Raw genomic sequence first — 24476 nt, 5'->3', positions numbered from 1 at the left:
TCCTTAACCCCAAAGCTGAGCGATTGAGCGTTTGAACTGACGCGCCGCTTCCACCGGAGATGCCGCGTCGCGAATGCTGCGGCCAGCGATAAAGACGTGAATAGGGATGCCCTGGAACAGCGGCAGATCATCCAGCGCCAGGCCACCGGTGACGGTGACTTTGAAGCCCATATCCGCCAGACGCTTAATCGCGCTGATATCCGCTTCGCCCCACGCCACGCCTGCGGCTTGCGCATCGCGGCTGCGGTGATACACCACCTGCTGGATGCCCGCATCGCGCCACTCCTGCGCCTGCTCCCAGGTCCAGAAGCCGGTCAGTTCAATCTGCACGTCGCCGTTAAACTCTTTTGCCACGTCCAGCGCGCCTTTGGCGGTGTTGATATCCGCACAGCAGATCACGGTGACCCAGTCGGCGTTGGCTTCAAAGCACATGCGGGAAAGGATTTTGCCTGCGTCAGCAATCTTGGCATCCGCCAGCACGATTTTGTGCGGATAGAGCGCTTTCAGGTCACGAACGGCGCGCACGCCTTCGCCCACGCACAGAATGGTCCCCACTTCGATGATATCCACCTCTTCCGCAATCAGGCGGGTGGTTTCGTAAGCGTGAGACATCGTCTGGTTATCCAGCGCAACTTGCAACATTGGTAATGACATATTCAATTCCTCTTAAACGGCCGCCGCAGTGGCGTTATCAATTAAATCCAGCACTTCCTGCGCGGTGCGGCAGGCGCGTAAACGGTCAAAATTGGCTTCGTCATCAAACAGGTTGACGATCTGCATGATGCCCACCTCCTGGTGGGTGTTGGCATCAACGGCCGCCATGGTGATGAGAATGTCGACCGGGTCGTTATCTTCGTGGTTGAACACCAGCGGCGTTTTCAGCGTCACCAGCGCAAACCCGGTTTTCTTGACGCCCTCTTCCGGGCGGCCGTGCGGCATGGCCAGGCCCGGCGCAATCACGAAATAGGGGCCGTGCTGCGCCACGCCATCCAGAATGGCCTGGTAATAGCGCGGCTCGACAACGTCCGCCTTAACCAGCAGATCCACACTCAGCTTCACCGCTTCCTGCCAGGTGCTGGCGTCGGCCTGTAAAAGGATGGAGTTATTCTCTGCCAGCGAATCACGTAGTTTCATGTGGTGTCCTTACTTCACGTCTTGTGGGAAGTGTTCTTTGATCACTTCCAGCAGTTTTGGCCCGAAATCCGCAGGCGAGAGCATGTTGCGCACGCCTACCACATATTTGTTGCCCGACACGCTAATCTCACCGGCAATATGAGTTGAAGCGATGATGATGTCCGCGCCGTTCAGTTCACTTTTGTATTCACCCACTGCGCAGCTGTTCACCGTGTGGTCGATGTTTGACTGGGTCAAAAACTGGTCCACTTTCATCTTCATGATCATGGAGCTACCTTGCCCATTGCCACACACAGCCAGGATACGTACGGTCATAATCGAAACTCCTTAATGAGCAGACACTTCTGCTGTTTGTTTTTCCGCATCTTCTTCAGCTCGCAGCGAACGGCCAGCGAAGAACATATAAGCCAGAGCAATCAGGATGATGACGGCCATAAAGGCCAGACCGACGGAGGCAAAGCCCTGCATCATCGGTGGGGCCAGAATTGACCAGTCCGCCATGCCCATCCAGGCGCTCATACCGGTGAGCTTGACCGCCCACACGCAACCGAAGATTTCCACCATGCCCATCACCAGGCAGATCTTGAGCGCCGCGCGCCAGCCGCCGAAGTGGTTAGCAAACACACCAATGGTGGCGTTGGAGAAGAACATCGGGATAAAGCCAGGAATGATCAGGATTGAGGAGCCGCAGCCCACCAGGATGCCCACCGCAATCAGCTGGCCGATGGTGCCCCACATAAAGCCCCAGACGACGGCGTTTGGCGCAAAGCTATAGATAGCCGCACAGTCAATCGCCAGTACCGCACCAGGGATCAGGCGCTGAGAGATGCCGTTAAAGGCTTCCGACAGCTCGGCGACGAACATACGCACGCCCTGAGTGATGATGAAAATCGCTACCGCGAAGGAGAAACCGGTCTGCAGGATATAGACCGTCCAGTGGGTTTTACCCGCCATCGCCTGCACGACGTCAATGCCGAAAGAGAGCAGAATGGCGCCGAAAAAGAGGGTCATCACAATCGCCGTTGAGACGATGTTGTCGTGGAAGATATTCAACCAGCCAGGCAGTTTGAGGTCTTCGACACTCTCCTCTTTTTTGCCCAGGTACGGCGCAACTTTATAGGCAATCCAGGCGGCAAACTGCTGCTGGTGACCGATGGAGAAGCCACAGCCGTCGGTCACGATCTGCGTTGGCTTGTACATCATGTTGGAGGTGATACCCCAGTAGAGCGAGACCAGCACCGCGGTGCAGATAATCGTGGTCCACATTGGGTAACCGAAGATATAGAGAGAAACCGCGATCAGCCCCGCCTGCTGGAACATGATGTGCCCGGTGAGCATGATGGTGCGAATGCCGGTAATGCGGCGCAGGAGCACGTAAATGATGTTCAGCGCCAGCGCGAGCAGCACCGCATACCCCACCCAGCTATAGGCATCACCCATGCGATCGATGGTCGCCATCATTGAGGCGTAGGTATCAGAGATAGCGCCGTTGATGCCATACACTTCCGACATTTTGGCGACGACCGGCTTAAACGTGCTGGTCAGAATGCCTGACCCCGCCTGCAACAGCATGAAACCGATAATGGTTTTGATGGTGCCTTTAATAATCACGCTGACGCTTTTGCGCAGCAGGATGTACCCCAGGCACGTCACGATACCCAGCAACAGCGGGGCGTTGGTCATTACCTGATTAAAGAAAACGGTAAAGACGTTGTAGAGGATCTCCATAACTCTCTCCAGAAATGAGAACACAAGGGGCAATCCCTGTGCGGTTGGTGCCATCACTCTATTAATCACAAATAATCACCACAAGATTGCATTTGATTATTTGTGACGCATCACGCAATTTATTTCCATGCTGTTAGTAATGATTTTCACTACCGCACCACAAAAATAAATTAATCCTTATAATTCATCAAATTAATGTTTAATGCAGGATAATCTAACAAGTAAAGAGTGGAGAGTCCGTGAAGTCGCGCAGATAAAATTCCGCATTTTCACCATTGCAAAGCACGTCAAATAGTGCCAGCATTAATCATAACGAATCATGATGTGATTATTTTTGATTAAACCAGGAGTCAAAACGATGAGTAAAGTGAAAACCATTACCCGTGAATCATGGATTCTGAGCACCTTTCCGGAGTGGGGTAGCTGGCTGAACGAAGAGATCGAGCAGGAACAGGTTGCTCCTGGCACGTTTGCAATGTGGTGGCTGGGCTGCACCGGTATCTGGCTGAAATCTGAAGGCGGCGCCAATATCTGCGTCGATTTCTGGTGCGGCACCGGCAAACAGAGCCACGGCAACCCGCTGATGAAAAAAGGCCACCAGATGCAGCGTATGGCCGGCGTGGAAAAGCTCCAGCCGAACCTGCGCACCACGCCGTTTGTGCTTGATCCTTTTGCCATTCGCCAGATCGATGCCGTGCTTTCTACTCACGATCACAACGACCATATCGACGTGAACGTGGCGGCAGCGGTGATGCAAAACTGCGCGGACGACGTACCGTTTATCGGGCCGCAAACCTGCGTAGATCTCTGGATTGGCTGGGGCGTGCCTAAAGAGCGCTGCATCGTGATGAAGCCTGGCGACGTGGTGAAAATTAAAGACATTGAAATCCACGCGCTGGATGCCTTTGACCGTACCGCGCTGATTACCCTGCCAGCCGACCAGAAGGCTGCTGGGGTACTGCCAGACGGCATGGACGAGCGTGCGGTGAATTACCTGTTCAAGACGCCGGGCGGCTCCCTGTATCACAGCGGTGATTCCCACTACTCTAACTATTACGCGAAGCACGGCAACGAACATCAGATTGACGTGGCGCTGGGCTCGTACGGGGAAAACCCGCGCGGTATTACGGACAAAATGACCAGCGCCGATATGCTGCGCATGGCGGAAGCGCTCAACACCAAAGTAGTGATCCCGTTCCACCACGATATCTGGTCAAACTTCCAGGCCGATCCGCAAGAGATCCGCGTGCTGTGGGAGATGAAAAAAGACCGCCTGAAGTACGGCTTCAAGCCCTTTATCTGGCAGGTAGGCGGCAAATTCACCTGGCCGCTGGACAAAGACAATCTCGAGTATCACTACCCGCGCGGCTTCGATGATTGCTTCACCATTGAGCCAGATCTCCCGTTCAAATCCTTCCTCTGATTGTGAGGCCACATCGCCAGACCCTGTGTCTGGCGATTTCATATTTATTTTAGTAATTTCACGCTATTTCAAATATCATCTTTTCAAATCAATTCTTATCGGAATAGCTCATGACGGAAGCGCAACGGCATCAAATTTTACTGGAACTCCTGGCGCAAACAGGGTTTATCACCGTCGAGAAAGTGATCGAACGTTTAGGGATCTCCCCCGCCACCGCGCGGCGAGACATCAACAAGCTGGATGAGAGCGGCAAGCTGAAAAAAGTCCGCAACGGCGCAGAAGCCATCAGCCAGCAGCGTCCACGCTGGTCGCCGATGAATATTCATCAGGCGCAGAATCACGATGAAAAGGTAAGGATTGCCAGAGCGGCATCACAGCTGGTGAACCCCGGTGAGAGCGTCGTCATCAACTGCGGCTCCACGGCGTTTTTGCTGGGCCGTGAAATGTGCGGCAAGCCGGTGCAAATCATTACCAACTATTTGCCGCTGGCTAACTACCTGATCGATCAGGAACATGAAAGCGTGGTGATCATGGGCGGCCAGTACAACAAAAGCCAGTCCATCACGCTCAGCCCGCAAGACAGCGAAAACAGTCTCTACGCCGGGCACTGGATGTTTACCAGCGGCAAAGGCCTGACCGCTGACGGCCTGTATAAAACCGATATGCTGACCGCGATGGCGGAACAAAACATGCTCAACGTGGTGGGCAAGCTCGTTGTGCTGGTCGACAGCAGCAAAGTCGGTGAACGCGCAGGCATGCTGTTCAGCCGCGCAGAACAGATCGACATGGTGATCACCGGCAAAGGGGCGAACCCCGAGATCCTCCAGAAGCTGGAAGATCAAGGGGTGAAAGTCCTGCGCGTTTAAAGATGCTTGCGGAAAAACGCCACCGTGGCGTCCAGCGCCGCTGGCGTGATGCGGTGGCGGACGCCTGACTCCCACAAACAGGTCAGATTAGCGTCCAGTCCTTCATTCTTTAACGCCTGCTGCAGGCGGAAGGTTCCATCGGGCGGGACAACATCGTCCGCGTCACCGTGCCATAGCAGCAGCGGGCGATCGGCCAGGCGCGGCAATGCCCGGGTCACTTCCCACTCTGCCAGCATCGGCATAATTTCCGTTAAATCCTGAGGGGGGAAAAGCGTCTTCGCCAGCGAGGTAAAATAGCCCGAGCCCATCAGACAGGCAACAGACCGCACGTCAGGATGATGCGTCATAATCCCCAGCGCCGTCATGCCGCCCATCGACGCCCCGGCCACCGCCAGCCGATTGTCGGCCACCAGCCCTGCCTCATAGAGCGCATCGCGCAACCCGGCAAACTCGGTCAGGCTGCCGTGCAGAATGTGCCAGAACTGCCCCAGTCGCGCCCGCTCATTGCCCGTAAAGCGCGCGCCGTGGTCAGGCGCATCCGGCATTACCACGCGAAAACCCGCCTGAGCCAGCGCCACTGCAAAATAACTGTAAACCAGTTTCGATGAGGTAAACCCATGATAAAAAACCACAACAGGCAGCGATTTATCACGTTTCCCTGCCGGCACAGCGTGTAAAATTTCATGGTCGCCGAGATGGCGTATTTCAATTTCAATCATTGTCGACCCTGTACGAATGAATGATTCATAATGTTGAGAACTGGATTACGGTTTGACGCTATTTTCATTCGAAAATTACGTCCCAGATAACACTTCGGGAACATTCCCCCAAAACTAAATTCGCAGACAACTACACTATGGCTAACAGGAAACGAGATATGGTTATGCACAGGTTTGCTGCTTTATTGCTGGTGTTTCTGCTCAGCGGCTGTAGCGCACTGCAGGGTACACCGCAACCCGCTCCCCCGGTTGCCGATCATCCGCAGGAGATTCGTCGTAATCAGACGGAAGGATTACAGCGAATGGGCACCGTCTCCGCGCTCGTTCGCGGTTCGCCGGATGACGCAGAAGACGCAATAAAGGCACAAGCCGTCGCTGCCAAAGCAGATTATTACGTCATTATTATGATCGATGAAACCATCATAACGGGACAGTGGTATTCACAAGCCATTTTGTACCGGAAATAATGGTTTACCTTTGAACGACATTTACACTGCTTTGCGTCCATAGACATTTTCCTGTCCACAATAAACTCCATGCCAGCGACAAGGAATGGGAGTTTATTCGCGAAGGATTGCCCGGCGGATACCGGAAATATGTGAAATGGAGCTGACGATGAAACGAACTCTTGCTTTGACCTCTCTGTTGCTCTCTGCAGGCCTGGTGAGCACCACCGCGCAGTCAGCAGAATTCGCCAGTGCGGATTGCGTAACAGGTCTGAATGAAATAGGCCAGATCTCCGTCAATAACATTTCGGGGAGCCCGCAAGACGTTGAACGTATCGTGGCATTAAAGGCCGATGAGCAGGGCGCGTCATGGTATCGCATCATCCAGATGCAGGAAGATAACCATATCGACCAGTGGCGGGTACAGGCCATTCTCTACGTATAAATCCTTCCTGATAAAAGCCACTTATTTTTAGTGGCTTTTCGTTTTTGCAAATTTTTTATCTAATTTAAAACCAATATAAAACAATAAGATAACATTTTGTTACATTAATTCAGTAAACGTAATCTCCGCTCTGCCGTTGAAGAACCATACCTTTTCAATGATGAGCAATTTATGATCAATGTTTTCCGCCGTGCGGGCCTTGGAACAAAGCTGTCGCTGCTGACGGGCGTCAGTGTCGCCACGCTGTTTCTGCTTTTCACTTTCCTGCTCAGCCAAAAAGCCAGCCAGCAGCTTGAAGCCCTCGCGGTAGAAGATCTGCATAATCAGTCCACCGGTATGGTCGACATGGTGCAGATGTTTAATACCAGCCTGAGCGAAGAAGTCGAAAGCTACACCAGACTGTTTACGACATTTCTGCCTCAGCCGTTTAGCGTCGATACTCAGCAGACCCGGACCATAAACGGGCTCGCCGTTCCCCTGCTGAAAGGGGGCGACGCTGAACTCCATGAAAATACAACGTTTTCTGATGATTTTCTGAGCCGTACGGGAGCGATCTCAACGCTGTTTGTTCGCAGCGGTAACGACTTCATTCGCGTTGCCACCTCCCTGCGCAAAGAGAATGGCGATCGCGCTATGGGGACGGTTTTGGACACGAGCAGCCCGGCGTTTGCCTCCGTCACGAAAGGCGAGGTGTACCGCGGCCTGGCGCTCCTGTTTGGCAAGCGCTACATAACCCAGTACCAGCCCGTGAAGAACAGTGAAGGTCAGGTTATCGGGATCATCTTCGTTGGGGTGGATATCACTCACTCCTGGAATGTCATGCGCGAGAAAATCCTCAACCGCCGCCTGGGCGAGAGCGGGCACTTCTTCGTGCTGGACCGCAGCAACGGCAAAACGCGCGGTCAGTATCTTTTCCACGCCAGCGAAGAGGGAAAACTGCCGAAGTGGGATAGCGCCACCCAACAGCAGCTGTTGAGCGATTCCTCCGGCTCGCTGGAACGCGTAAGCGACGACGGCCGCACGCTGAAAATGGCCTATACGCCGCTGCCCGGCTGGAACTGGACCATCGTCGGTGAAGTGGATAAATCAGTCCTGCTCTCAAGCGTTAACGCCATGCGCGACCGTTTCCTGCTGGCCGGCGTAGCGTTGTCTGTCCTCTTCGCGGGCCTGTTTGTGGTGCTTATTCGCCGGATGCTGACCCGTCCGCTGCGTAACGTGATTGACCTTGCCCGCCAGTATGCCGCGGGCGATCTACGCTCCAGCCTGCCCGTGACCCGCCAGGATGAGGTTGGCCAGCTGGTTGAAGCCATTAACGGTATCGGCGATGGGCTACAAAAAATTGTCCTGCAGGTCCGCGAGGCCGCGGGCGAGATCCATCTGGGCACCAATGCGCTGGCCTCCGATACCGGAGACATCTCCGAGCAGATCAACAAGCAGGCCAGCAGCGTTGAGGAGACCTCCGCCAGCATGGAGCAACTGGCCGCGACCGTGCAGCAAAATGCCGCCAACATGGAGCAAACGCTGCAGTTGGTAGGTGAAACCTCGAGCACGGTTCATCAGGGTGGTGAAACGGTGACCCATGCGGTTGCCACCATGGACGACATTCGCGAAGCGTCAAAACGTATCGAAGACATCACCCGCGTGATCGAGTCCATCGCGTTCCAGACTAATATTCTGGCGCTGAATGCGGCGGTAGAAGCGGCACGCGCAGGCGAGCATGGAAAAGGTTTTGCCGTGGTCGCGCAGGAAGTTCGCGCCCTGGCAGGTCGAAGCGCCAACGCGGTGAAGGAGATTGAACATCTGATTGGCGATACCCTGCGAAAAGTGGGCGAAGGCCACGCGCTGTCTGAACAGACGCGTCTGGCGATGGATTCCATCATCGTTCATATCGACAACATCAGCCAGCTGGTCACGGAGATTAACCACGCGTCACGCGAGCAGTCCGCGGGAATCGGCCAGGTCAATCTTGCCATGACCCACATTGGCGAAGCGTCGCATATCAATGCCGATCGCATCTCACGCAGCGAGCAAACCGCACGCACGCTGCGCGAGAAAGGGTCACACCTTACCCAATTGGTCAGCCTGTTCCAGCTTAAACGCTAGCCAACCCTGCCCGTGGCGCGCAGCAGCAGATCGCTTTGCACCTGCTCATTCATGAGCGTACCACCACGGGTATCCAGCATCATGCGGCACCACGCCTGCGCCACGGGCGGCGATGCGTGCCGCAGCATCTGGCTGCCGGCCCCCAGCAAAAAGAGCTGCTGAGCGATCTCCCTCCCCTGCGCCTCCTGCGGTTTACGCAGCTTTTGCTGAAGCTGCCGCCAGCTGCGGTCAAAGTGTCTGTCCTGCCCTTTGACCTGGGCAAACTCGTCGGCAAGCAGGTCGTGGATACCTGGCTGCTTCGCCAGCACCCGCAGCACGTCCAGGCACATGATATTGCCCGATCCTTCCCAGATGCTGTTCACCGGCATCTCACGATACAGGCGTGGAAGTTCACTCTCCTCGCAGTACCCGACGCCACCGAGTGCCTCCATCGCCTCCGCCACGAACGGAATACCCGCTTTGCACACGCTGAATTTTGCGGCTGGGGTAAAAAGCCGCGCCCAGGCGGCCTCCTGCGGGTCGGTGCGGTTATCCCACGCCCGGGCCAGACGGAACAGCAGCGCCGTGTGTCCCTCCAGCACCAGCGCCATACGGCTTAGCACTTCACGCATTAGCGGCTGATCGATAAGGTTTTTGCCGAAGGTCTGACGCTGATGGGCGTGGTACAGCGCCACGGAAAGCGCCCGGCGCATTAGCCCGTGGCTGCCCAGCGCGCAGTCGAAGCGCGTCAGCCCGCCCATCTTCAGGATTTGCCGCACGCCTTCTCCCTCTTCACCCAGCAGCCAGCCGGAGGCATCGAGGAACTCCGCCTCGCTGCTGGCGTTCGAGCGGTTGCCGAGCTTGTCTTTCAGACGTTCCAGCCGTACGGCGTTGCGCTGTCCGTCGGGTAAGAAACGCGGGACAAAGAAGCAGGACAAACCGCCTTTCGCCTGCGCCAGCACCAGATGCGCATCGCTCTGTGGCACGGAGAAAAACCATTTGTGGCCCACCAGCCGGTAGCTGCCGTCGCTGCATTTTTCCGCTCTGGTGGTGTTGCTGAGCACGTCCGAGCCGCCCTGCTTTTCCGTCATTCCCATGCCGATCAGCAGGCCGCGCTTTTGCCCACCCGGCGCGAGATGGGGATCGTAACGGTCGCTCATCAGCGGCGTTAACCATTCATGAAACGGTTTGGGCAGCGACTGCTGCAACAGCGGCGTGGCGGCGAAGGTCATGGTCACCGGGCATAACGTCCCCGCTTCTACCTGAGCATGGAGCACGAAGCGCGCGGCCCTGGCGACGAAAGAACCTTTTCGTGCCTCTTCCTCCCATGCCAGATTATGTACCCGGTTAGCGCAGAGCCCCTGCATCAGCAGGTGCCATGCCGGATGAAAGCGGACGTCATCCAGCCGCTCTCCCGTGGGGTCGTAGCGTAATAGCTCCGGCGGATTCACGTTCGCCAGCCTGCCCAGCTCCAGCGACTCCGCCGTACCTAACTGTTGTCCAATGCTGGCAAGAAGATCCATATCCCACTCGGCACCCTCGCGCACAACCGCGTCGCGCAGGGCGCAGTCAGAGAGGAAAAGGTTGCTGTTAGAGAGTGGGGCTGGTTGATTAAAAACGGTATGGGTCTGCCAGTGCATGCTGTCTCCCTCCTTCAGTGGCAATGAAGGTAAGTATGGACAGACCGTATGAACGCTGCATGGGAGTGAGGTCACACGATGGCGATCCCGCTGATATCATTCGTGAAATAGCTCACAGAACATAAGAATAAACTATTTCATTACTCCGCTTATGTTGAATAATTTATTCTTAACCCGTCTTTGTGAGGATCGTTATGCAACAGGATGCGCACAAGCGAGCATTAATTGCAGGCTCCATTGGTAACTTTATCGAGTGGTATGAGTTTGCGGTCTACGGTTTTCTGGCGACCGTGATTGCGAAGAACTTCTTCCAGCTTGAGGGAGAGGCGGGACTGACCAGTCTGATCCTCACCTGGGCCTCGTTTGCCATTGCCTTCTTCTTCCGTCCGCTGGGTGCGGTGGTATTTGGCCGCATTGGTGACAGGATAGGCCGAAAACCGACGCTGATTATTGTGCTGGTGCTAATGACGCTCGCCACCACGGCCATCGGCATCGTGCCCGTCTACGCCAGCATCGGCATTGCTGCGCCGCTGATCGTTACGCTGCTGCGCATCCTGCAGGGCCTGTTCGCGGGCGGCGAATACGGCGGTGCGGTCTCACTGATGACGGAGTTCGCCCCGCGCGGCAAGCGCGGTCTGTACGGCGCGTGGCAGTCCTTTACCGTGGCGCTCGGGCTGCTAGCAGGCGCAGGTATTGTCGCGCTGCTCTCTGCCCTCCTCACGCCTGAAGCCCTGCACGACTGGGGCTGGCGCATTCCTTTCTTCCTTGCCCTGCCGATGGGCGCGGTCGCGCTATGGCTGCGGGTGAGCATGGAAGAGACGCCGAGCTTTGTGCAGCAGAAGGAAAAAGCGGTCATTGCTCAGGCCAGTACTTCCGCCACGCTCAAAACCATCCTGATGGGCATTGGCCGCGTGATGGTCTGGTCCGCGGCGGGGTATACCTACCTCGTGATCATGCCGACCTATCTGCAGTCTGCGCTGCACACCGGGTTTAATCAGGCGCTGCTGATAGCGGTGATTTCTAACATTGGGTTTGCGCTCACCATCATTCCGTCGGGAATGCTGAGCGACAGGATCGGGCGGCGAACGGTGATGATTATCGCCACCGTGCTCCTGCTGATCCTCGCCCTGCCGCTGCTGAAAATTTTGCAGGCAGAGTCCAGTACGATGGCGGTCAAAGCGATTGTGGTGCTGATTGCGGGCGGTCTGGTGGGCATGCTGGCGGGGCCGGGCCCGGCGATGCTGTCTGAGATGTTCCCGACGCGCGTGCGCTATACGGGACTGGGGCTGGCCTATTCGTTATCGAACGCGATTTTTTCGGGCTGTGCGGGGTTAATTATTACCGGGCTGATTAAGCAGACGGGCAACCTGGACATTCCGGCCTATTACGTGATGGCAACGGCGGTGGTGAGTATTTTCGCGCTGATGACGCTCAGGAAGGATGACCATTTACGGTCGTTAGAGGAGTGAGATTGTCACCGTCTGGTGCCCTCACCCCGGCCCTCTCCTACGGGGAGAGGGAGAAAACACTAAAGGCCGTCCAAAGGACGGCCTTGCTGTTTATTCTCCGCGCTGACGCACCGCTTCAAACAGGCAGATACCCGTTGCAACGGAAACGTTCAGAGACGACACGCTGCCCGCCATCGGGATGCTGATCAGCTCGTCGCAGTGCTCGCGCGTCAGACGACGCATGCCTTCACCTTCCGCCCCCATCACCAGCGCCAGACGGCCGGTCATTTTGCTCTGATACAGAGTATGATCCGCTTCGCCCGCGGTACCGACGATCCAGATATTCTCTTCCTGCAGCAGACGCATGGTGCGCGCCAGGTTGGTCACGCGGATCAGCGGAACGTTTTCCGCCGCGCCGCAGGCCACTTTCTTCGCCGTCGCGTTAAGTTGGGCAGAGCGATCTTTCGGTACGATCACCGCGTGCACGCCCGCCGCATCCGCGCTGCGCAAGCACGCGCCGAGGTTATGTGGGTCGGTGACGCCATCGAGGATCAGGAAGAACGGATTCTCCAGCTCAGCAATCAGATCCGGCAGATCGTTTTCCTGATACTGACGGCCCGGCTTCACGCGGGCAATGATCCCCTGGTGCACCGCGCCTTCGCTTTTCTCATCCAGGAACTGGCGGTTCGCCAGCTGGATCACCACGCCCTGCGCTTCCAGCGCGTGGATCAGCGGCATCAGACGTTTGTCTTCACGCCCTTTCAGAATAAACACTTCCTGAAAACGCTCCGGTGCGCGCTCGAGAAGGGCCTGCACCGCGTGGATGCCGTAAATCATTTCACTCATTGATGGTTCTCGTAATAAATATTTCCCCTCTCCCGGTTGGGGAGAGGGTCAGGGTGAGGGGAGAATTATTCCGCCTGCTTTTTCTTGGCTGCGCGCTTCGCTTTTGTCGCGGCAGCGATTTTCTGCGTCTTCGCGGAAGGCTTTTTCGCTGAGCGAGCCTCTTTCTTCGCCGCCTTTGGCTTCTGTTTCTTCTCGCCGCGGAACGCGCTGTCCGGCTCGAAGTTTACCTTTTTGCCCGCCTGGCGACGTTTACCGCTCGCTTTGCCGTTTCCGCCTTTTTTCGCCCTTTCACGCTCGGTTTTACCGACGTTACGCGGCGCGCGCTCGCTGGAGATCAGGCTGAAGTCGATTTTACGGTCATCCATATTCACGGCTTCGACCTTCACTTCCACGCGATCGCCGAGACGGTAGGTCTGGCCGCCTGATTCGCCAATCAGACGCTGGCCGACCTGGTCGAAGCGGTAGTAGTCGTTATCCAGGCTGGAGACGTGCACCAGACCGTCGATAAACAGCTCATCCAGACGAACGAAGAAACCAAAGCCGGTCACGCTGGCAATCACGCCCTTAAAGACGTTGCCCACCTGATCCAGCATAAAGTCACACTTCAGCCAGTCCGCCACGTCGCGCGTCGCTTCATCCGCACGGCGCTCGGTCATGGAACAGTGCTGACCCAGTTGCAGCACTTCGTCCATGGAGTAGTGATAGCCGCCGGTTTCGGTCGTGTTGCCTTTATGGCCCTGCTCGTGCGCCAGCAGATACTTGATCGCACGGTGCAGTGACAGATCCGGATAACGGCGGATCGGCGAGGTAAAGTGCGCGTAAGACTGCAGCGCCAGGCCGAAGTGCCCCCGGTTTTCCGGATCGTAAATCGCCTGCTTCATGGAGCGCAGCAGCATCGTCTGCAGCATTTCTGCGTCAGGACGATCGCTGATGGATTCCAGCAGTTCGGCGTAATCGCGTGGCTCAGGCTTATTACCGCCCGGCAGTTCCAGGCCGAGCTCAGCCAGCACGGAGCGGAACGACGTAATGGCTTCCGTGGTCGGCTTATCGTGAATACGGAACAGCGCAGGCTCTTTGGCTTTCTCAACGAAGCGTGCCGCCGAGATATTCGCCAGAATCATACACTCTTCGATCAGCTTGTGCGCATCGTTACGCTGGGTCTGTTCGATACGCTCAATGCGGCGCTCGGCGTTGAAGATAAACTTCGCTTCTTCGCTCTCAAAGGAGATCCCGCCGCGCTCTTCGCGCGCCTGCTCCAGCGTTTTGTAGAGGTTATGCAGCTCTTCAATGTGTTTAACCAGCGGCGCGTACTGCTCGCGAAGGTCCTGGTCGCCCTGCAGCATATGCCAGACCTTGGTATAGGTCAGACGCGCGTGCGAGCTCATTACCGCTTCGTAGAATTTGTAGCCCGTTAAGCGCCCTTTGGTGGAGATGGTCATCTCACATACCATACAGAGACGGTCAACCTGCGGGTTCAGGGAGCACAGGCCATTGGAGAGCACTTCCGGCAGCATCGGTACAACCTGCGACGGGAAGTAGACCGACGTACCACGGCTGCGCGCTTCGTTATCCAGCGGCGTGTGCGGACGAACGTAATAGCTTACGTCAGCGATAGCCACCCACAGACGCCAGCCGCCGCCGCGTTTTTTCTCGCAGTACACGGCATCATCGAAGTCGCGGGCGTCTTCACCATCAATGGTGACCAGCGGCAGGGAGCGGAGATCCACACGGCCCGCTTTGGACTCTTCCGGTACTTCTTCGCGCAGGTTTTCGATCTGCTCTTCGACCGCTTTTGGCCAGACGTACGGAATTTCATGGGTACGCAGCGCCATATCGACGGCCATGCCGGTGCCCATGTTATCGCCCAGCACTTCGACGATTTTACCGACCGCTTTGGTGCGACGGGTCGGACGCTGGGTGAGTTCCACCACCACCACAAAGCCCATGCGCGCGCCCATCACCTCTTCAGGTGGGATCAGAATATCGAAGCTCAGACGGCTGTCGTCAGGCACCACGAAGCCTACGCCCGCATCGGTAAAGTAGCGGCCCACAATCTGGCTGGTTTTTGGCACCAGCACGCGAACCACGCGCGCTTCGCGGCGGCCTTTACGGTCTGCACCCAGCGGCTGCGCCAGGATCTGGTCGCCGTGAATGCACATTTTCATCTGTTCGGATGAGAGATAAAGGTCGTCCTTACGGCCTTCCACGCGCAGGAAGCCAAAGCCATCGCGGTGACCAATGACGGTCCCTTTCAGCAGATCGAGGCGTTCCGGCAGCGCGTAGCACTGGCGGCGGGTAAAGACCAGTTGCCCGTCACGCTCCATCGCGCGCAGGCGGCGGCGAAGGGCTTCAATTTGCTCTTCACCTTCAATATTTAATTCAACGGCAAGTTCTTCACGATTGGCGGGTTTTTCGCGTTTTGTTAAGTGTTCAATGATGAACTCGCGGCTGGGGATAGGATTCGCGTATTTTTCGGCTTCGCGTTCCTGGAAAGGATCTTGTGACATGTCGGTTCCTCCGTTGTCAGCTCCGGTGGAAATTTTCTTCATTCCACCAGCAATAATTTATAAAGCGGTTGATTCTCTTCAACCAAATCGGCCAGCGTGTAGTTATCCAGTTCCTTGAGAAAACTTTGCACGGCCTTAGAAAGCGCCTGTTTCAGGCGGCAAGCGGGCGTAATGTGGCAGAACGCGCTGCTGCAGTTCACCAGAGACAAGGGCTCCAGCTCGCGTACCACATCCCCGATACGAATACTCTGTGCCGGTTTACCAAGACGGATCCCTCCATTCTTCCCGCGGACGGCAGCAACGTATCCGGCACGGCTAAGTTGATTGATTATTTTGACCATATGATTACGGGATACACCGTATACCTCTGTCACTTCAGAGATACTGGTCATCTTCCCTTCGGGTAACGACGCCATGTAAATCAGCGCGCGTAAGCCGTAATCGGTGAAACTTGTTAACTGCACATCAACCTCAGGAAAAAGGGAAAACGCGGTTAAACCGCAGAGATATTCATTAATGATGATAAACCAGCCAGATAGTTAGCGGCTAATTTATTTGACAGACGGGGCGAAAAAGCGGAGATCCAGGAGCGGTCGCCGGTTGGCGCTACGCTTATCCGGCCTACGGGTCTCCCCGCAGGCCAGCAGTCACGAAGATTATGCGTCGAACGGGTCGCGCAGGATCATCGTTTCAGTACGATCCGGGCCGGTAGAAATAATATCGATCGGCACTTCGGTCAGTTCTTCAATGCGCTTGATGTAATCCAGCGCCGCCTGCGGCAGGCCGCTACGCTCTTTCACACCGAAGGTGGTCTCAGACCAGCCCGGCATGGTTTCGTAGATTGGCTCAATACCTTCCCAGTCGTCAGCAGCAAGCGGAGTGGTGGTCACTTCGCGGCCATCTGGCATACGGTAACCTACGCAGATTTTCACTTCTTTCAGGCCGTCCAGCACGTCCAGCTTGGTCAGGCAGAAGCCAGACAGGGAGTTGATCTGCACTGCGCGACGCACGGCAACCGCATCCAGCCAGCCGGTACGACGACGACGACCGGTGGTCGCGCCAAACTCGTTACCCTGCTTGCACAGGAACTCGCCGGTTTCATCAAACAGTTCGGTCGGGAATGGACCCGCACCCACGCGAGTGGAGTACGCTTTGATGATGCCCAGAACGTAATCCACATAACGTGGACCCAGGCCAGAGCCGGTCGCTACGCCACCCGCAGTGGTGTTCGAGGAGGTGACGTACGGATAGGTACCGTGGTCGATGTCCAGCAGCGTACCCTGCGCACCTTCGAACATGACGAAATCGCCACGCTTGCGCGCCTGGTCCAGCAGATCGGATACATCAACAACCATACCGGTCAGAATGTCTGCAATCGCCATGACGTCATCCAGCACTTTCTGGTAGTCAACAGCGTCAGCTTTGTAGAAGTTCACCAGCTGGAAGTTGTGATATTCCATCACTTCTTTCAGTTTTTCAGCGAAGGTCGCTTTGTCGAAGAGGTCACCGACGCGCAGACCGCGACGTGCAACTTTATCTTCGTAAGCCGGGCCGATACCACGACCGGTGGTGCCGATCGCTTTCGCGCCACGCGCTTTTTCACGCGCCACGTCCAGCGCCACGTGATAGTCCAGGATCAGCGGGCAGGCTTCGGAGAGCAGCAGACGCTCACGAACAGGGATACCACGGTCTTCCAGACCTTTCATCTCTTTCATCAGCGCAGCAGGAGACAGCACAACGCCGTTACCGATGATGCTGGTGACGTTTTCGCGAAGAATGCCTGATGGAATAAGATGGAGGACGGTTTTTTCACCGTTGATTACGAGAGTATGGCCTGCGTTGTGACCGCCCTGGTAGCGTACAACATATTTAGCCCGTTCAGTCAGAAGATCGACAATCTTCCCTTTACCTTCGTCACCCCATTGGGTGCCCAGTACGACGACGTTGTTACCCATTTTTTTCAAAATCACCGTTTGCTTAAAAATGGATTCTACCATCGCTTTTTCAGATATACAGCACTTTTTGACCTTAAAATACGCCAATTGCGGCTAGTTTTTGATCAGCCAATCGTTTTCCTCAACATATAGTAGATAACGATACCGGCAACCACAAGACCACCGCCGAAACGACGCAAAATATTATCCGGCAGCTGGCTCAAGGTCGCGATCATACGACGCCACGCGCGCGGATAGAGCATCGGGCCGAGACCTTCCAGCACCAGAACCAGGGCCAGCGCGAGCCAGATCGTTGAATTCATTTTTCATCCTTATAAAAGAAAACCACCGCTCCGTTGGGAGCGGTGGTTTGAATACTCAAACGAGCCTGAGTTTATCGCGTTGCGTTGGTCGGCGTCTTCATATAACGGAAGAAATCGCTGTCCGGGCTGAGCACCATCACGTCCTGGTTGCTCTTAAAGCTATTCTCATAAGCGCGCAGGCTACGGATAAAGGCGTAGAAGTCTGGATCCTGGCTGAATGCATCGGCAAACAGCTTCGCCGCTTCCGCATCGCCTTCACCGCGCAGGATACGGCCCTGACGTTCAGATTCCGCCAGCGTCTTGGTCACTTCATAGTCCGCTGCCGCACGCAGTTTTTCAGCCTCTTCCTGACCCTGTGAACGATGACGACGGGCAACCGCTTCACGCTCGGCGCGCATACGGTTGTAGATCGCCTCGGACACTTCCGCTGGCAGGTTGATCTGCTTGATACGCACGTCAACCACTTCGATACCCAGCGCCGCCATACTGTTCGGGTTGATCACCGGCACTTTACCGTTGGTTTCAGCCTGAACGCGTTCGGCCGCTTTAGCAATCGCGTCATCCGCTGCTGGCGTTGCCACTTCGTCTTCGGTGCCCGCTGTACCGGAGTTCAGCGCATCGCGCACTTCCAGGGTCAGACGACCGCGGGAGTCGGTCACGATGTCTTTCACATCAAGACGACCAATTTCAGAACGCAGACGGTCAGAGAACTTACGTTTCAGCAGCACTTCTGCCTGAGAAACGTCACCGCCGCCCGTTGCCAGGAAGTAGCGGCTGAAATCGCTGATGCGCCATTTGATGTAAGAATCAACGATCAGGTCTTTCTTCTCTTTAGTCACGAAACGGTCAGCCTGGTTATCCATGGTCTGGATACGCGCATCGAGCGTTTTCACAGACTGAATGAACGGCACCTTGAAGTGCAGGCCCGGCTCGTAAATCACCGGACGTTTGTCGCCATCACGCACGACGCTGCTGAACTGGAACTTGATCCCACGCTCGCCCTCTTTCACCACAAAGATCGAGGTATACAGCACGACCAGTACGATGACGATGATCGCAATAACTGACTTACGCATCCTTATTCCCCCTGACGCTGGTAGTCGTTACGCTGCGCGTTAGCACGGCGTTGGTCCATAATGTCACCATCGTTCGAAGAAGGCGTTGTGTTCGCGCTGGAGCTGCCTGATGAGGCTGGCGGCAGACGCAGCAGGTTGTTCGCTCCGCTGGTGTCTTTCGCTGCCGGTGCAGAACCGCCTTTCAGCATCTGATCCAGCGGCAGAACCATCAGGTTTCCGCCTTTGCTGTCGTTAACCAGCACTTTGCGGGTGTGGCTCAGCACTTTTTCCATAGTCTCGATATACAGACGCTCGCGGGTAATTTCCGGGGCGGCTTTGTATTCCGGCAGGATGCGCGCGAAGCGAGCCACTTCACCCTGAGCTTCCAGGATGGTCTGGGTCTTATACGCACGCGCCTCTTCCAGAATACGCTGCGCCTGACCGTTAGCGCGCGGCTGAACTTCGTTGGTGTACGCTTCTGCTTCGCGGATGTACTGCTGTTCGTTTTCACGGGCAGCAATCGCATCGTCAAACGCGGCCTTCACCTCTTCCGGCGGACGTGCAGCCTGGAAGTTGACGTCCAGCAGGGTGATACCCATGTTGTACGGACGAATCGTCTCTTCCAGCTCGCGCTGGGTATCGCTACGAATAACGGTACGACCTTCGGTCAGGATGCGGTCCATGGTGTATTTGCCGATCACACCACGCAGGGCGCTGTCGGTCGCCTGACGCAGGCTGTCATCGGCGCTGGTCACGCTAAATAGATAACGCTCAGGATCGGTCACGCGGTACTGCACGTTCATCTCGACGCGCACCACGTTCTCGTCAGACGTCAGCATCACGCCAGAAGCGGCCAGTTCACGGACGGACTCCACGTTAACTGCGGTCACGTCATCAATGAAGGTCGGCTTCCAGTTCAGGCCCGGCTCAACCAGATGGCTGAACTTACCGAAACGGGTGACCACGCCGCGTTCTGCTTCTTTAATGGTGTAGAACCCGCTGGCTGCCCAGACGATCACCAGCCCGGCAGCAACGATGCCCACCAGGCGGCCACCTAATTGCGGGCGCGGTCCCTGGCTGGAACTGCCACCCGAGCCAGAACCTTTTCCTCCGCCAAGGCCACCAAGCTTTTTGCTCAGCTTGCGGAAGATATCATCCAGATCCGGCGGCCCCTGCTCGCGACCACCTTTGTTGCCATTTCCCCCAGAGTTGCCGCCTTGATTATTGCTGCTTCCCCACGGGTCGCGGTCTTGTCCGTTATTACCGGGCTGATTCCACGCCATGTATATGCTCCATATTTGTTATGCAAGGGCGAATTTTTCAGGCTTCCCCTTTCTGATCAGACGATATAGTCCGCCAGCGCAGGTTCTTGTTTACAGAGGCGACGCCAGTCAACGATCGGCATACGCACCTGCATCCCCACGCTGCCGTCATCCTCCATCCACTCTTTTTCTATCGCCTGAAGCTGATAAAACCGGCTGCGCAGCCTGCCTTCCTGTGGCGGCAGTCGCAGCGTGTGCTGAGCTACCTCACCGGAAAGACGTTCTGTCAAAGCCTGGAAAAGCAGTGGCACACCGATTCCGGCCTGAGCAGAAAGCCAGACCCGAATCGGTTTGTTCTCTTCATCACGGTCGATACGCGGTTCGAAATCCTCCAGCATATCGATCTTATTCATCACCAACAGGGTGGGAATTTCGTGGGCGTCAATTTCTTCCAGCACCACGTTCACCGCGTCGATGTTCTCCTGCACGCGTACGTCAGCCGCATCAATCACGTGCAGCAGCAGAGTCGCCTGACGCGTCTCCTGCAACGTCGCCTTAAACGCCGCCACCAGATCGTGCGGCAGATGGCGGATAAACCCTACGGTATCCGCCAGCACTGTTTCACCCACGTCTGCAACGTCAATGCGGCGCAGCGTCGGGTCCAGGGTCGCAAACAGCTGGTCTGCGGCATACACCTGGGCCTCGGTTATCTGGTTAAACAGGGTGGATTTACCGGCGTTGGTATAGCCCACCAGCGACACCGTGGGGATGTCGGCTTTGGTTCGCGCCCGACGCCCCTGTTCACGCTGTTTCTCGACACGTTCCAGACGTGAGAGGATCTGGGTAATACGGCCACGCAGCAAACGGCGGTCGGTTTCGAGCTGGGTTTCACCCGGACCGCGCAAACCAATCCCGCCTTTTTGTCTTTCAAGGTGGGTCCAGCCACGCACCAGACGCGTCGCCAGATGGCGCAACTGCGCCAGCTCAACCTGCAGTTTCCCCTCGTGGGTACGGGCACGCTGAGCAAAAATGTCTAAAATCAATCCCGTGCGATCGATAACACGGCACTCGCAGAGAGCTTCCAGGTTGCGCTCCTGGGCTGGAGACAGCGCATGATCAAACAACACGACTGACGCGCCGGTTGCTTTTACGGCATCCGCAATTTCTACTGCTTTACCTTCACCAACAAAATACTTTGGGTGCGGCGCTTTACGGCTACCGGTAATCACCTGCATTGCTTCGACACCGGCGGAAGAGACCAGAGATTCAAACTCCTGGAGGTCTTCCATATCTTTGTCTTGCGAAAAATAGATGTGTACCAGCACCGCCTGCTCACCGGCATCATAACGGTCAAACAAGCGTAAACCTCTCTAAAAAGATCAGCGGGGAACGCAGGATCCCTGGCTCCCCGTGTGGATAACAGCTAAAACCTTATTCGGTCTCGTCGCTGTCCTGCGCAGGAGCAGAAGAACCCTGCGCGTTGCTGCCATGATGGTAGTTACTGCCTGTGCCGCCGCCAGCGTTATTGCTGTGATGAGAGACCGGACGGGACGGAACAACAGTAGAGATAGCGTGCTTGTAGACCATCTGGCTGACCGTGTTTTTCAACAGGATCACGAACTGATCGAAAGACTCAATCTGACCTTGCAGCTTAATACCATTCACCAAATAAATAGAAACTGGAACACGTTCCCGACGCAATGCGTTCAGGAACGGATCTTGTAAAGATTGCCCCTTAGCCATTCTATCTTTTCCTTATATGCTTGTTTTGTACTTAGAACCTTGCGATTCTGAAAAATTGCGCACGATACGTCTCAATTGTACACATTCAGTGGGCGATATCACCAACAACCTCAATCACATCGTTTAACGCCTGTTGCGGTTTTTCACTGTCTAACCAGTGAACCCCCTCCCAACCGCGCAACCAGGTGATCTGGCGCTTCGCTAACTGTCTCGTGGCGCAAACACCTCGATAAACCATTTCATCGTATGAAATCTCACCTTCAAGATACGACCACATCTGGCGGTATCCCACACAACGAACGGAAGGCATATCCGTATGCAAATCTCCACGGGCAAATAGCGCCCGCACTTCTGCTTCAAAATCTGAAGCCAACATCTGATGAAAACGCTGCTCAATTCGTTGATGGAGCAGTTCACGGCTCGCCGGGGCGATGGCGAACTGATGCACCTGATACGGCAGAGCGTCTCCTGACGTTTGCGTCAGTTCCGTTAAAGTTTTACCCGAAATGAAAAAAACTTCCAGTGCCCGGGAAAGCCTTTGCGGATCGTTTGGATGGATTCGCGCCGCCGCAATCGGGTCAATCTCTGCCAGTTGCTTATGCAATGCGTCCCACCCCTGCTCTGCCGCCTGCTGCTCAATCTTTGCTCTGATTTCAGGATCTGCAGAAGGTAAGGGTGACAAACCTTCGAGCAGCGCCTTGAAGTAGAGCATGGTTCCGCCAACCAACAGCGGTATACGCCCCGCCGCCGTTATCTCGGCCATCTCAGCTAAGGCATCCCGGCGGAAATCCGCTGCGGAGTAAGCCTCTGCCGGGTCGAGTATATCCAGCAAACGGTGCGGTGCCGCACGCAGTTCGTCTGCGCCGGGCTTCGCCGTGCCGATGTCCATCCCTCGATAGATGAGGGCGGAATCAACGCTAATCAACTCTACAGGCAAAACTTTACGTAACTCAATGGCTAACGCTGTTTTGCCAGAGGCCGTTGGGCCCATTAAAAAAATTGCCTTTGGCAGGCTCGCCTTGCTTACGTCAGTCATGTTTCAGGGCGGTCATCGCCGTTTTTAAATCAACAGGTTGTAATAACCCACCCGGCGGCGCTTTCACCAACTGTGGGCAGAGGCGTTCCACCTCCGCCAGCACGGTAATCGCCTGCGCCATACTCCACGGTGAATGTTCGCTGGCCAGATGGCGGGCGATCCACTGCGCGGTGTTGGCAGCCTCCAACGATGTTTGCTGCGCCAAGTAGCCTATCAGTTCAGGAATCAAGTTTTGTAAATTTTGTTGGCGTAAGGGTAAAGGCACTGCGCGAATTGTCACATGTTGTGGTTCGAGCACAATTTCAATGCCCATTTGCGCCAGCTGGGCCTCTGCACGCTGCAATACCCTTGTTTCTTCAGCGGATATTTTCAGGCGAACCGGGATCAATAACGGCTGCGCACAGGCCGCATGTTCCCCCGGCGTCAGTTGCGCCTGCTTGAGCCAGCGTTCGGCAACCGGCAGCGCCAGAAGCAGCAGTTTACCGTCGCGCTCAAGCAGGGCCATATCCGGTGCGATAATCGTCAGCACCCGGCCAAAACTCTGGCTATGGCCTTCAAGGGAAGGTGTCGCCACCGAAATGTGCTCTTTGCGCTCAACTGCGGGCGTTTCCAGCAGTTTACGGTACAGCGCCCCCTGCTGCTTCTGATAGCCGGGCTGAGCGTTCGGGTAGTTCACGCCCGTCGGACGCGGCGCGGCTCCTGCAGAGGAAAAACGCGGGGCGTCTGGTTCACGCGCGACGGCAGGCTCCGCAAAATGGTTGCGGCCCGCAGCAACACGGTTTTCCGGAATGGGGCGCGGTGCGGAGTCTTCTTTTTCCAGCGGCAGCGTGGGTTCAAGCTGCTGTTGCAGCACGCTCAGCACGCCCTGGTAAATAAAATCATGCACCAGACGCGACTGATGGAAACGCACTTCATGCTTGGCAGGATGGACGTTGACATCCACTTGATGCGGGTCGATCTCCAGATAAAGCACAAAGGCCGGTTGCTGATCGGCCCCGAGCTTGTCTTCGCAGGCCTGGCGAATGGCGTGGTTAATGAGGCGGTCGCGCATCATGCGGCCATTCACGTAGCAATACTGAATTTCAGAATACGCCGCGCTACTGGCGTTCGGATCGGCCACCCAGCCGCGTAAAGCCAGATCGCCGTGCTGCCACTCGATAGCCAACGCCTGCTCCAGGAACGGCGTCCCGCAGATAGCGCCTAACCGTCGCTCTTTCTGACCACCTTCAGCCACCGCGCGGTACTGGCGCATCACCTTGCCGTTATGGCTGAGGTTGATGGTGACGTCGAAACGGGCGAGCGCAATTCGGCGGATGATCTCGTCGATATGGCCGAACTCGGTTTTTTCGGTACGCATAAACTTGCGGCGGGCGGGAGTATTGTAGAACAGGTCCAGAACTTCCAGCGTAGTACCGACAGGGTGCGCCGCGGGTTTGACCGTGACGTCCATATCCCGCCCTTCAGCGTAGGCCTGCCAGGCTTCCTGCTGTTCAGCGGTGCGGGAGGTCAGCGTTAAACGAGAAACCGAGCTGATACTGGCCAGCGCTTCGCCGCGAAAACCGAGGCTGATAATCGCTTCCAGATCATCCAGAGAGGCAATTTTACTGGTGGCATGACGCGCCAGCGCCAGCGCCAGCTCCTCTTTTTTGATGCCGCAGCCGTTGTCGCGAATGCGGATAAGCTTTGCGCCGCCGCGTTCGATATCAATATCAATGCGGGTGGCGCCCGCATCGAGGCTATTTTCAACCAGCTCCTTCACCACCGACGCAGGGCGTTCCACCACCTCACCGGCGGCGATTTGGTTCGCGAGCTGCGGCGGCAGAACCTGAATCGGCATGA

At 56.1% G+C, this 24476-nt stretch carries 23 protein-coding genes; 6 read left to right on the top strand and 17 right to left on the bottom strand.

The features are described from left to right. Nucleotides 1-3: 3 nt before the first annotated feature. The 4 genes from ulaD to ulaA are packed head-to-tail and all read right to left on the bottom strand — an operon-like array spanning nt 4 to nt 2862. Nucleotides 4-654: a 3-keto-L-gulonate-6-phosphate decarboxylase UlaD gene (gene ulaD / locus ACMGGH_RS07630; RefSeq protein WP_232948698.1), complete on the bottom strand. Its 651-nt coding sequence runs from the start codon at nt 652-654 to the stop codon at nt 4-6. 12 nt (nt 655-666) lie between these two features. Further along, entirely contained in the window at nt 667-1134 is a 468-nt protein-coding gene (ulaC, locus tag ACMGGH_RS07625) for a PTS ascorbate transporter subunit IIA (RefSeq protein ID WP_028015266.1), read from the bottom strand. 9 nt (nt 1135-1143) lie between these two features. Beyond that, nucleotides 1144-1449 (bottom strand): PTS ascorbate transporter subunit IIB, encoded by a 306-nt coding sequence (gene ulaB, locus ACMGGH_RS07620; protein WP_003856022.1) that lies wholly within the window; start codon nt 1447-1449, stop codon nt 1144-1146. A 12-nt stretch (nt 1450-1461) separates the two neighbouring features. Further along, the gene (gene ulaA, locus ACMGGH_RS07615) at nt 1462-2862 is read right to left on the bottom strand and encodes a PTS ascorbate transporter subunit IIC (RefSeq protein ID WP_028015265.1); all 1401 of its coding nucleotides are present in this window, start codon (nt 2860-2862) and stop codon (nt 1462-1464) included. 358 nt (nt 2863-3220) lie between these two features. On the opposite strand from ulaA, the gene ulaG reads away from it, so the two are divergent. Then, nucleotides 3221-4285 carry an L-ascorbate 6-phosphate lactonase gene (ulaG, locus tag ACMGGH_RS07610; protein ID WP_006810379.1) on the top strand — a complete coding sequence of 355 codons (1065 nt, stop codon included), beginning with the start codon at nt 3221-3223 and terminating at the stop codon, nt 4283-4285. A 110-nt stretch (nt 4286-4395) separates the two neighbouring features. Next, nucleotides 4396-5151 (top strand): HTH-type transcriptional regulator UlaR, encoded by a 756-nt coding sequence (gene ulaR, locus ACMGGH_RS07605; RefSeq protein ID WP_024907324.1) that lies wholly within the window; start codon nt 4396-4398, stop codon nt 5149-5151. On the opposite strand, the gene yjfP is transcribed toward ulaR, so the two are convergent. Further along, a complete protein-coding gene (yjfP, locus tag ACMGGH_RS07600; RefSeq protein ID WP_047366981.1) occupies nt 5148-5870 on the bottom strand; it encodes an esterase in 723 nt (240 codons plus the stop codon). The genes ulaR and yjfP overlap by 4 nt on opposite strands. Before the next feature lie 137 nt (nt 5871-6007). Here yjfP and bsmA point away from each other — a divergent pair, with 137 nt between their 5' ends. The 3 genes from bsmA to ACMGGH_RS07585 all read left to right on the top strand — a co-directional run bounded on the left by bsmA (nt 6008) and on the right by ACMGGH_RS07585 (nt 8864). Beyond that, nucleotides 6008-6337, top strand: a complete 330-nt coding sequence (gene bsmA / locus ACMGGH_RS07595) for a biofilm peroxide resistance protein BsmA (RefSeq protein ID WP_028015263.1) — start codon at nt 6008-6010, stop codon at nt 6335-6337. A gap of 136 nt (nt 6338-6473) precedes the next feature. Then, nucleotides 6474-6761 (top strand): DUF1471 family protease activator YjfN, encoded by a 288-nt coding sequence (gene yjfN, locus ACMGGH_RS07590; protein WP_416172905.1) that lies wholly within the window; start codon nt 6474-6476, stop codon nt 6759-6761. A gap of 171 nt (nt 6762-6932) precedes the next feature. Further along, on the top strand, nt 6933-8864 hold the full coding sequence (locus ACMGGH_RS07585; protein WP_232948700.1) for a methyl-accepting chemotaxis protein: 1932 nt from the start codon (nt 6933-6935) through the stop codon (nt 8862-8864). Here the strand turns inward: ACMGGH_RS07585 and ACMGGH_RS07580 are convergent. Next, a complete protein-coding gene (locus ACMGGH_RS07580; protein ID WP_028015260.1) occupies nt 8861-10483 on the bottom strand; it encodes an isovaleryl-CoA dehydrogenase in 1623 nt (540 codons plus the stop codon). The two genes, ACMGGH_RS07585 and ACMGGH_RS07580, sit on opposite strands and share 4 nt — an antisense overlap. 194 nt (nt 10484-10677) lie before the next feature. Here ACMGGH_RS07580 and ACMGGH_RS07575 point away from each other — a divergent pair, with 194 nt between their 5' ends. Next, on the top strand, nt 10678-11952 hold the full coding sequence (locus tag ACMGGH_RS07575) for an MFS transporter (RefSeq protein WP_028015259.1): 1275 nt from the start codon (nt 10678-10680) through the stop codon (nt 11950-11952). Nucleotides 11953-12042: 90 nt separating this feature from the next. Here the strand turns inward: ACMGGH_RS07575 and rlmB are convergent, their stop codons facing one another. The 11 genes from rlmB to mutL form a co-directional block, all read right to left on the bottom strand. Further along, on the bottom strand, nt 12043-12777 hold the full coding sequence (gene rlmB, locus ACMGGH_RS07570) for a 23S rRNA (guanosine(2251)-2'-O)-methyltransferase RlmB (RefSeq protein WP_028015258.1): 735 nt from the start codon (nt 12775-12777) through the stop codon (nt 12043-12045). 65 nt (nt 12778-12842) lie between these two features. Continuing rightward, the gene (rnr, locus tag ACMGGH_RS07565; protein ID WP_028015257.1) at nt 12843-15284 is read right to left on the bottom strand and encodes a ribonuclease R; all 2442 of its coding nucleotides are present in this window, start codon (nt 15282-15284) and stop codon (nt 12843-12845) included. Nucleotides 15285-15322: 38 nt separating this feature from the next. Next, the gene (gene nsrR / locus ACMGGH_RS07560; RefSeq protein ID WP_028015256.1) at nt 15323-15748 is read right to left on the bottom strand and encodes a nitric oxide-sensing transcriptional repressor NsrR; all 426 of its coding nucleotides are present in this window, start codon (nt 15746-15748) and stop codon (nt 15323-15325) included. 192 nt (nt 15749-15940) lie between these two features. Beyond that, a complete protein-coding gene (locus tag ACMGGH_RS07555; protein ID WP_006178975.1) occupies nt 15941-17239 on the bottom strand; it encodes an adenylosuccinate synthase in 1299 nt (432 codons plus the stop codon). A 104-nt stretch (nt 17240-17343) separates the two neighbouring features. Then, on the bottom strand, nt 17344-17541 hold the full coding sequence (locus ACMGGH_RS07550) for a DUF2065 domain-containing protein (RefSeq protein WP_013095291.1): 198 nt from the start codon (nt 17539-17541) through the stop codon (nt 17344-17346). 71 nt (nt 17542-17612) lie between these two features. Then, nucleotides 17613-18617, bottom strand: a complete 1005-nt coding sequence (gene hflC, locus ACMGGH_RS07545) for a protease modulator HflC (protein ID WP_028015255.1) — start codon at nt 18615-18617, stop codon at nt 17613-17615. A 2-nt stretch (nt 18618-18619) separates the two neighbouring features. After that, the gene (gene hflK / locus ACMGGH_RS07540) at nt 18620-19879 is read right to left on the bottom strand and encodes an FtsH protease activity modulator HflK (RefSeq protein ID WP_028015254.1); all 1260 of its coding nucleotides are present in this window, start codon (nt 19877-19879) and stop codon (nt 18620-18622) included. Nucleotides 19880-19935: 56 nt separating this feature from the next. Then, entirely contained in the window at nt 19936-21216 is a 1281-nt protein-coding gene (hflX, locus tag ACMGGH_RS07535) for a ribosome rescue GTPase HflX (RefSeq protein WP_023331851.1), read from the bottom strand. 73 nt (nt 21217-21289) lie between these two features. Continuing rightward, nucleotides 21290-21601: an RNA chaperone Hfq gene (hfq, locus tag ACMGGH_RS07530; protein WP_013095287.1), complete on the bottom strand. Its 312-nt coding sequence runs from the start codon at nt 21599-21601 to the stop codon at nt 21290-21292. Nucleotides 21602-21686: 85 nt separating this feature from the next. Then, the gene (gene miaA / locus ACMGGH_RS07525; protein ID WP_232948701.1) at nt 21687-22637 is read right to left on the bottom strand and encodes a tRNA (adenosine(37)-N6)-dimethylallyltransferase MiaA; all 951 of its coding nucleotides are present in this window, start codon (nt 22635-22637) and stop codon (nt 21687-21689) included. Next, nucleotides 22630-24474: a DNA mismatch repair endonuclease MutL gene (gene mutL / locus ACMGGH_RS07520; RefSeq protein WP_047364110.1), complete on the bottom strand. Its 1845-nt coding sequence runs from the start codon at nt 24472-24474 to the stop codon at nt 22630-22632. The genes miaA and mutL overlap by 8 nt, the downstream gene beginning before the upstream one ends. Nucleotides 24475-24476: the final 2 nt, after the last annotated feature.

Origin of the sequence: Enterobacter sp. BNK-16, assembly GCF_048684955.1 — a bacterium.
Taxonomy (GTDB): domain Bacteria; phylum Pseudomonadota; class Gammaproteobacteria; order Enterobacterales; family Enterobacteriaceae; genus Enterobacter; species Enterobacter bugandensis.
The sequence above is the reverse complement of the archived record's forward strand: the minus strand, read 5'-3'. Positions and strand labels throughout refer to the sequence as shown.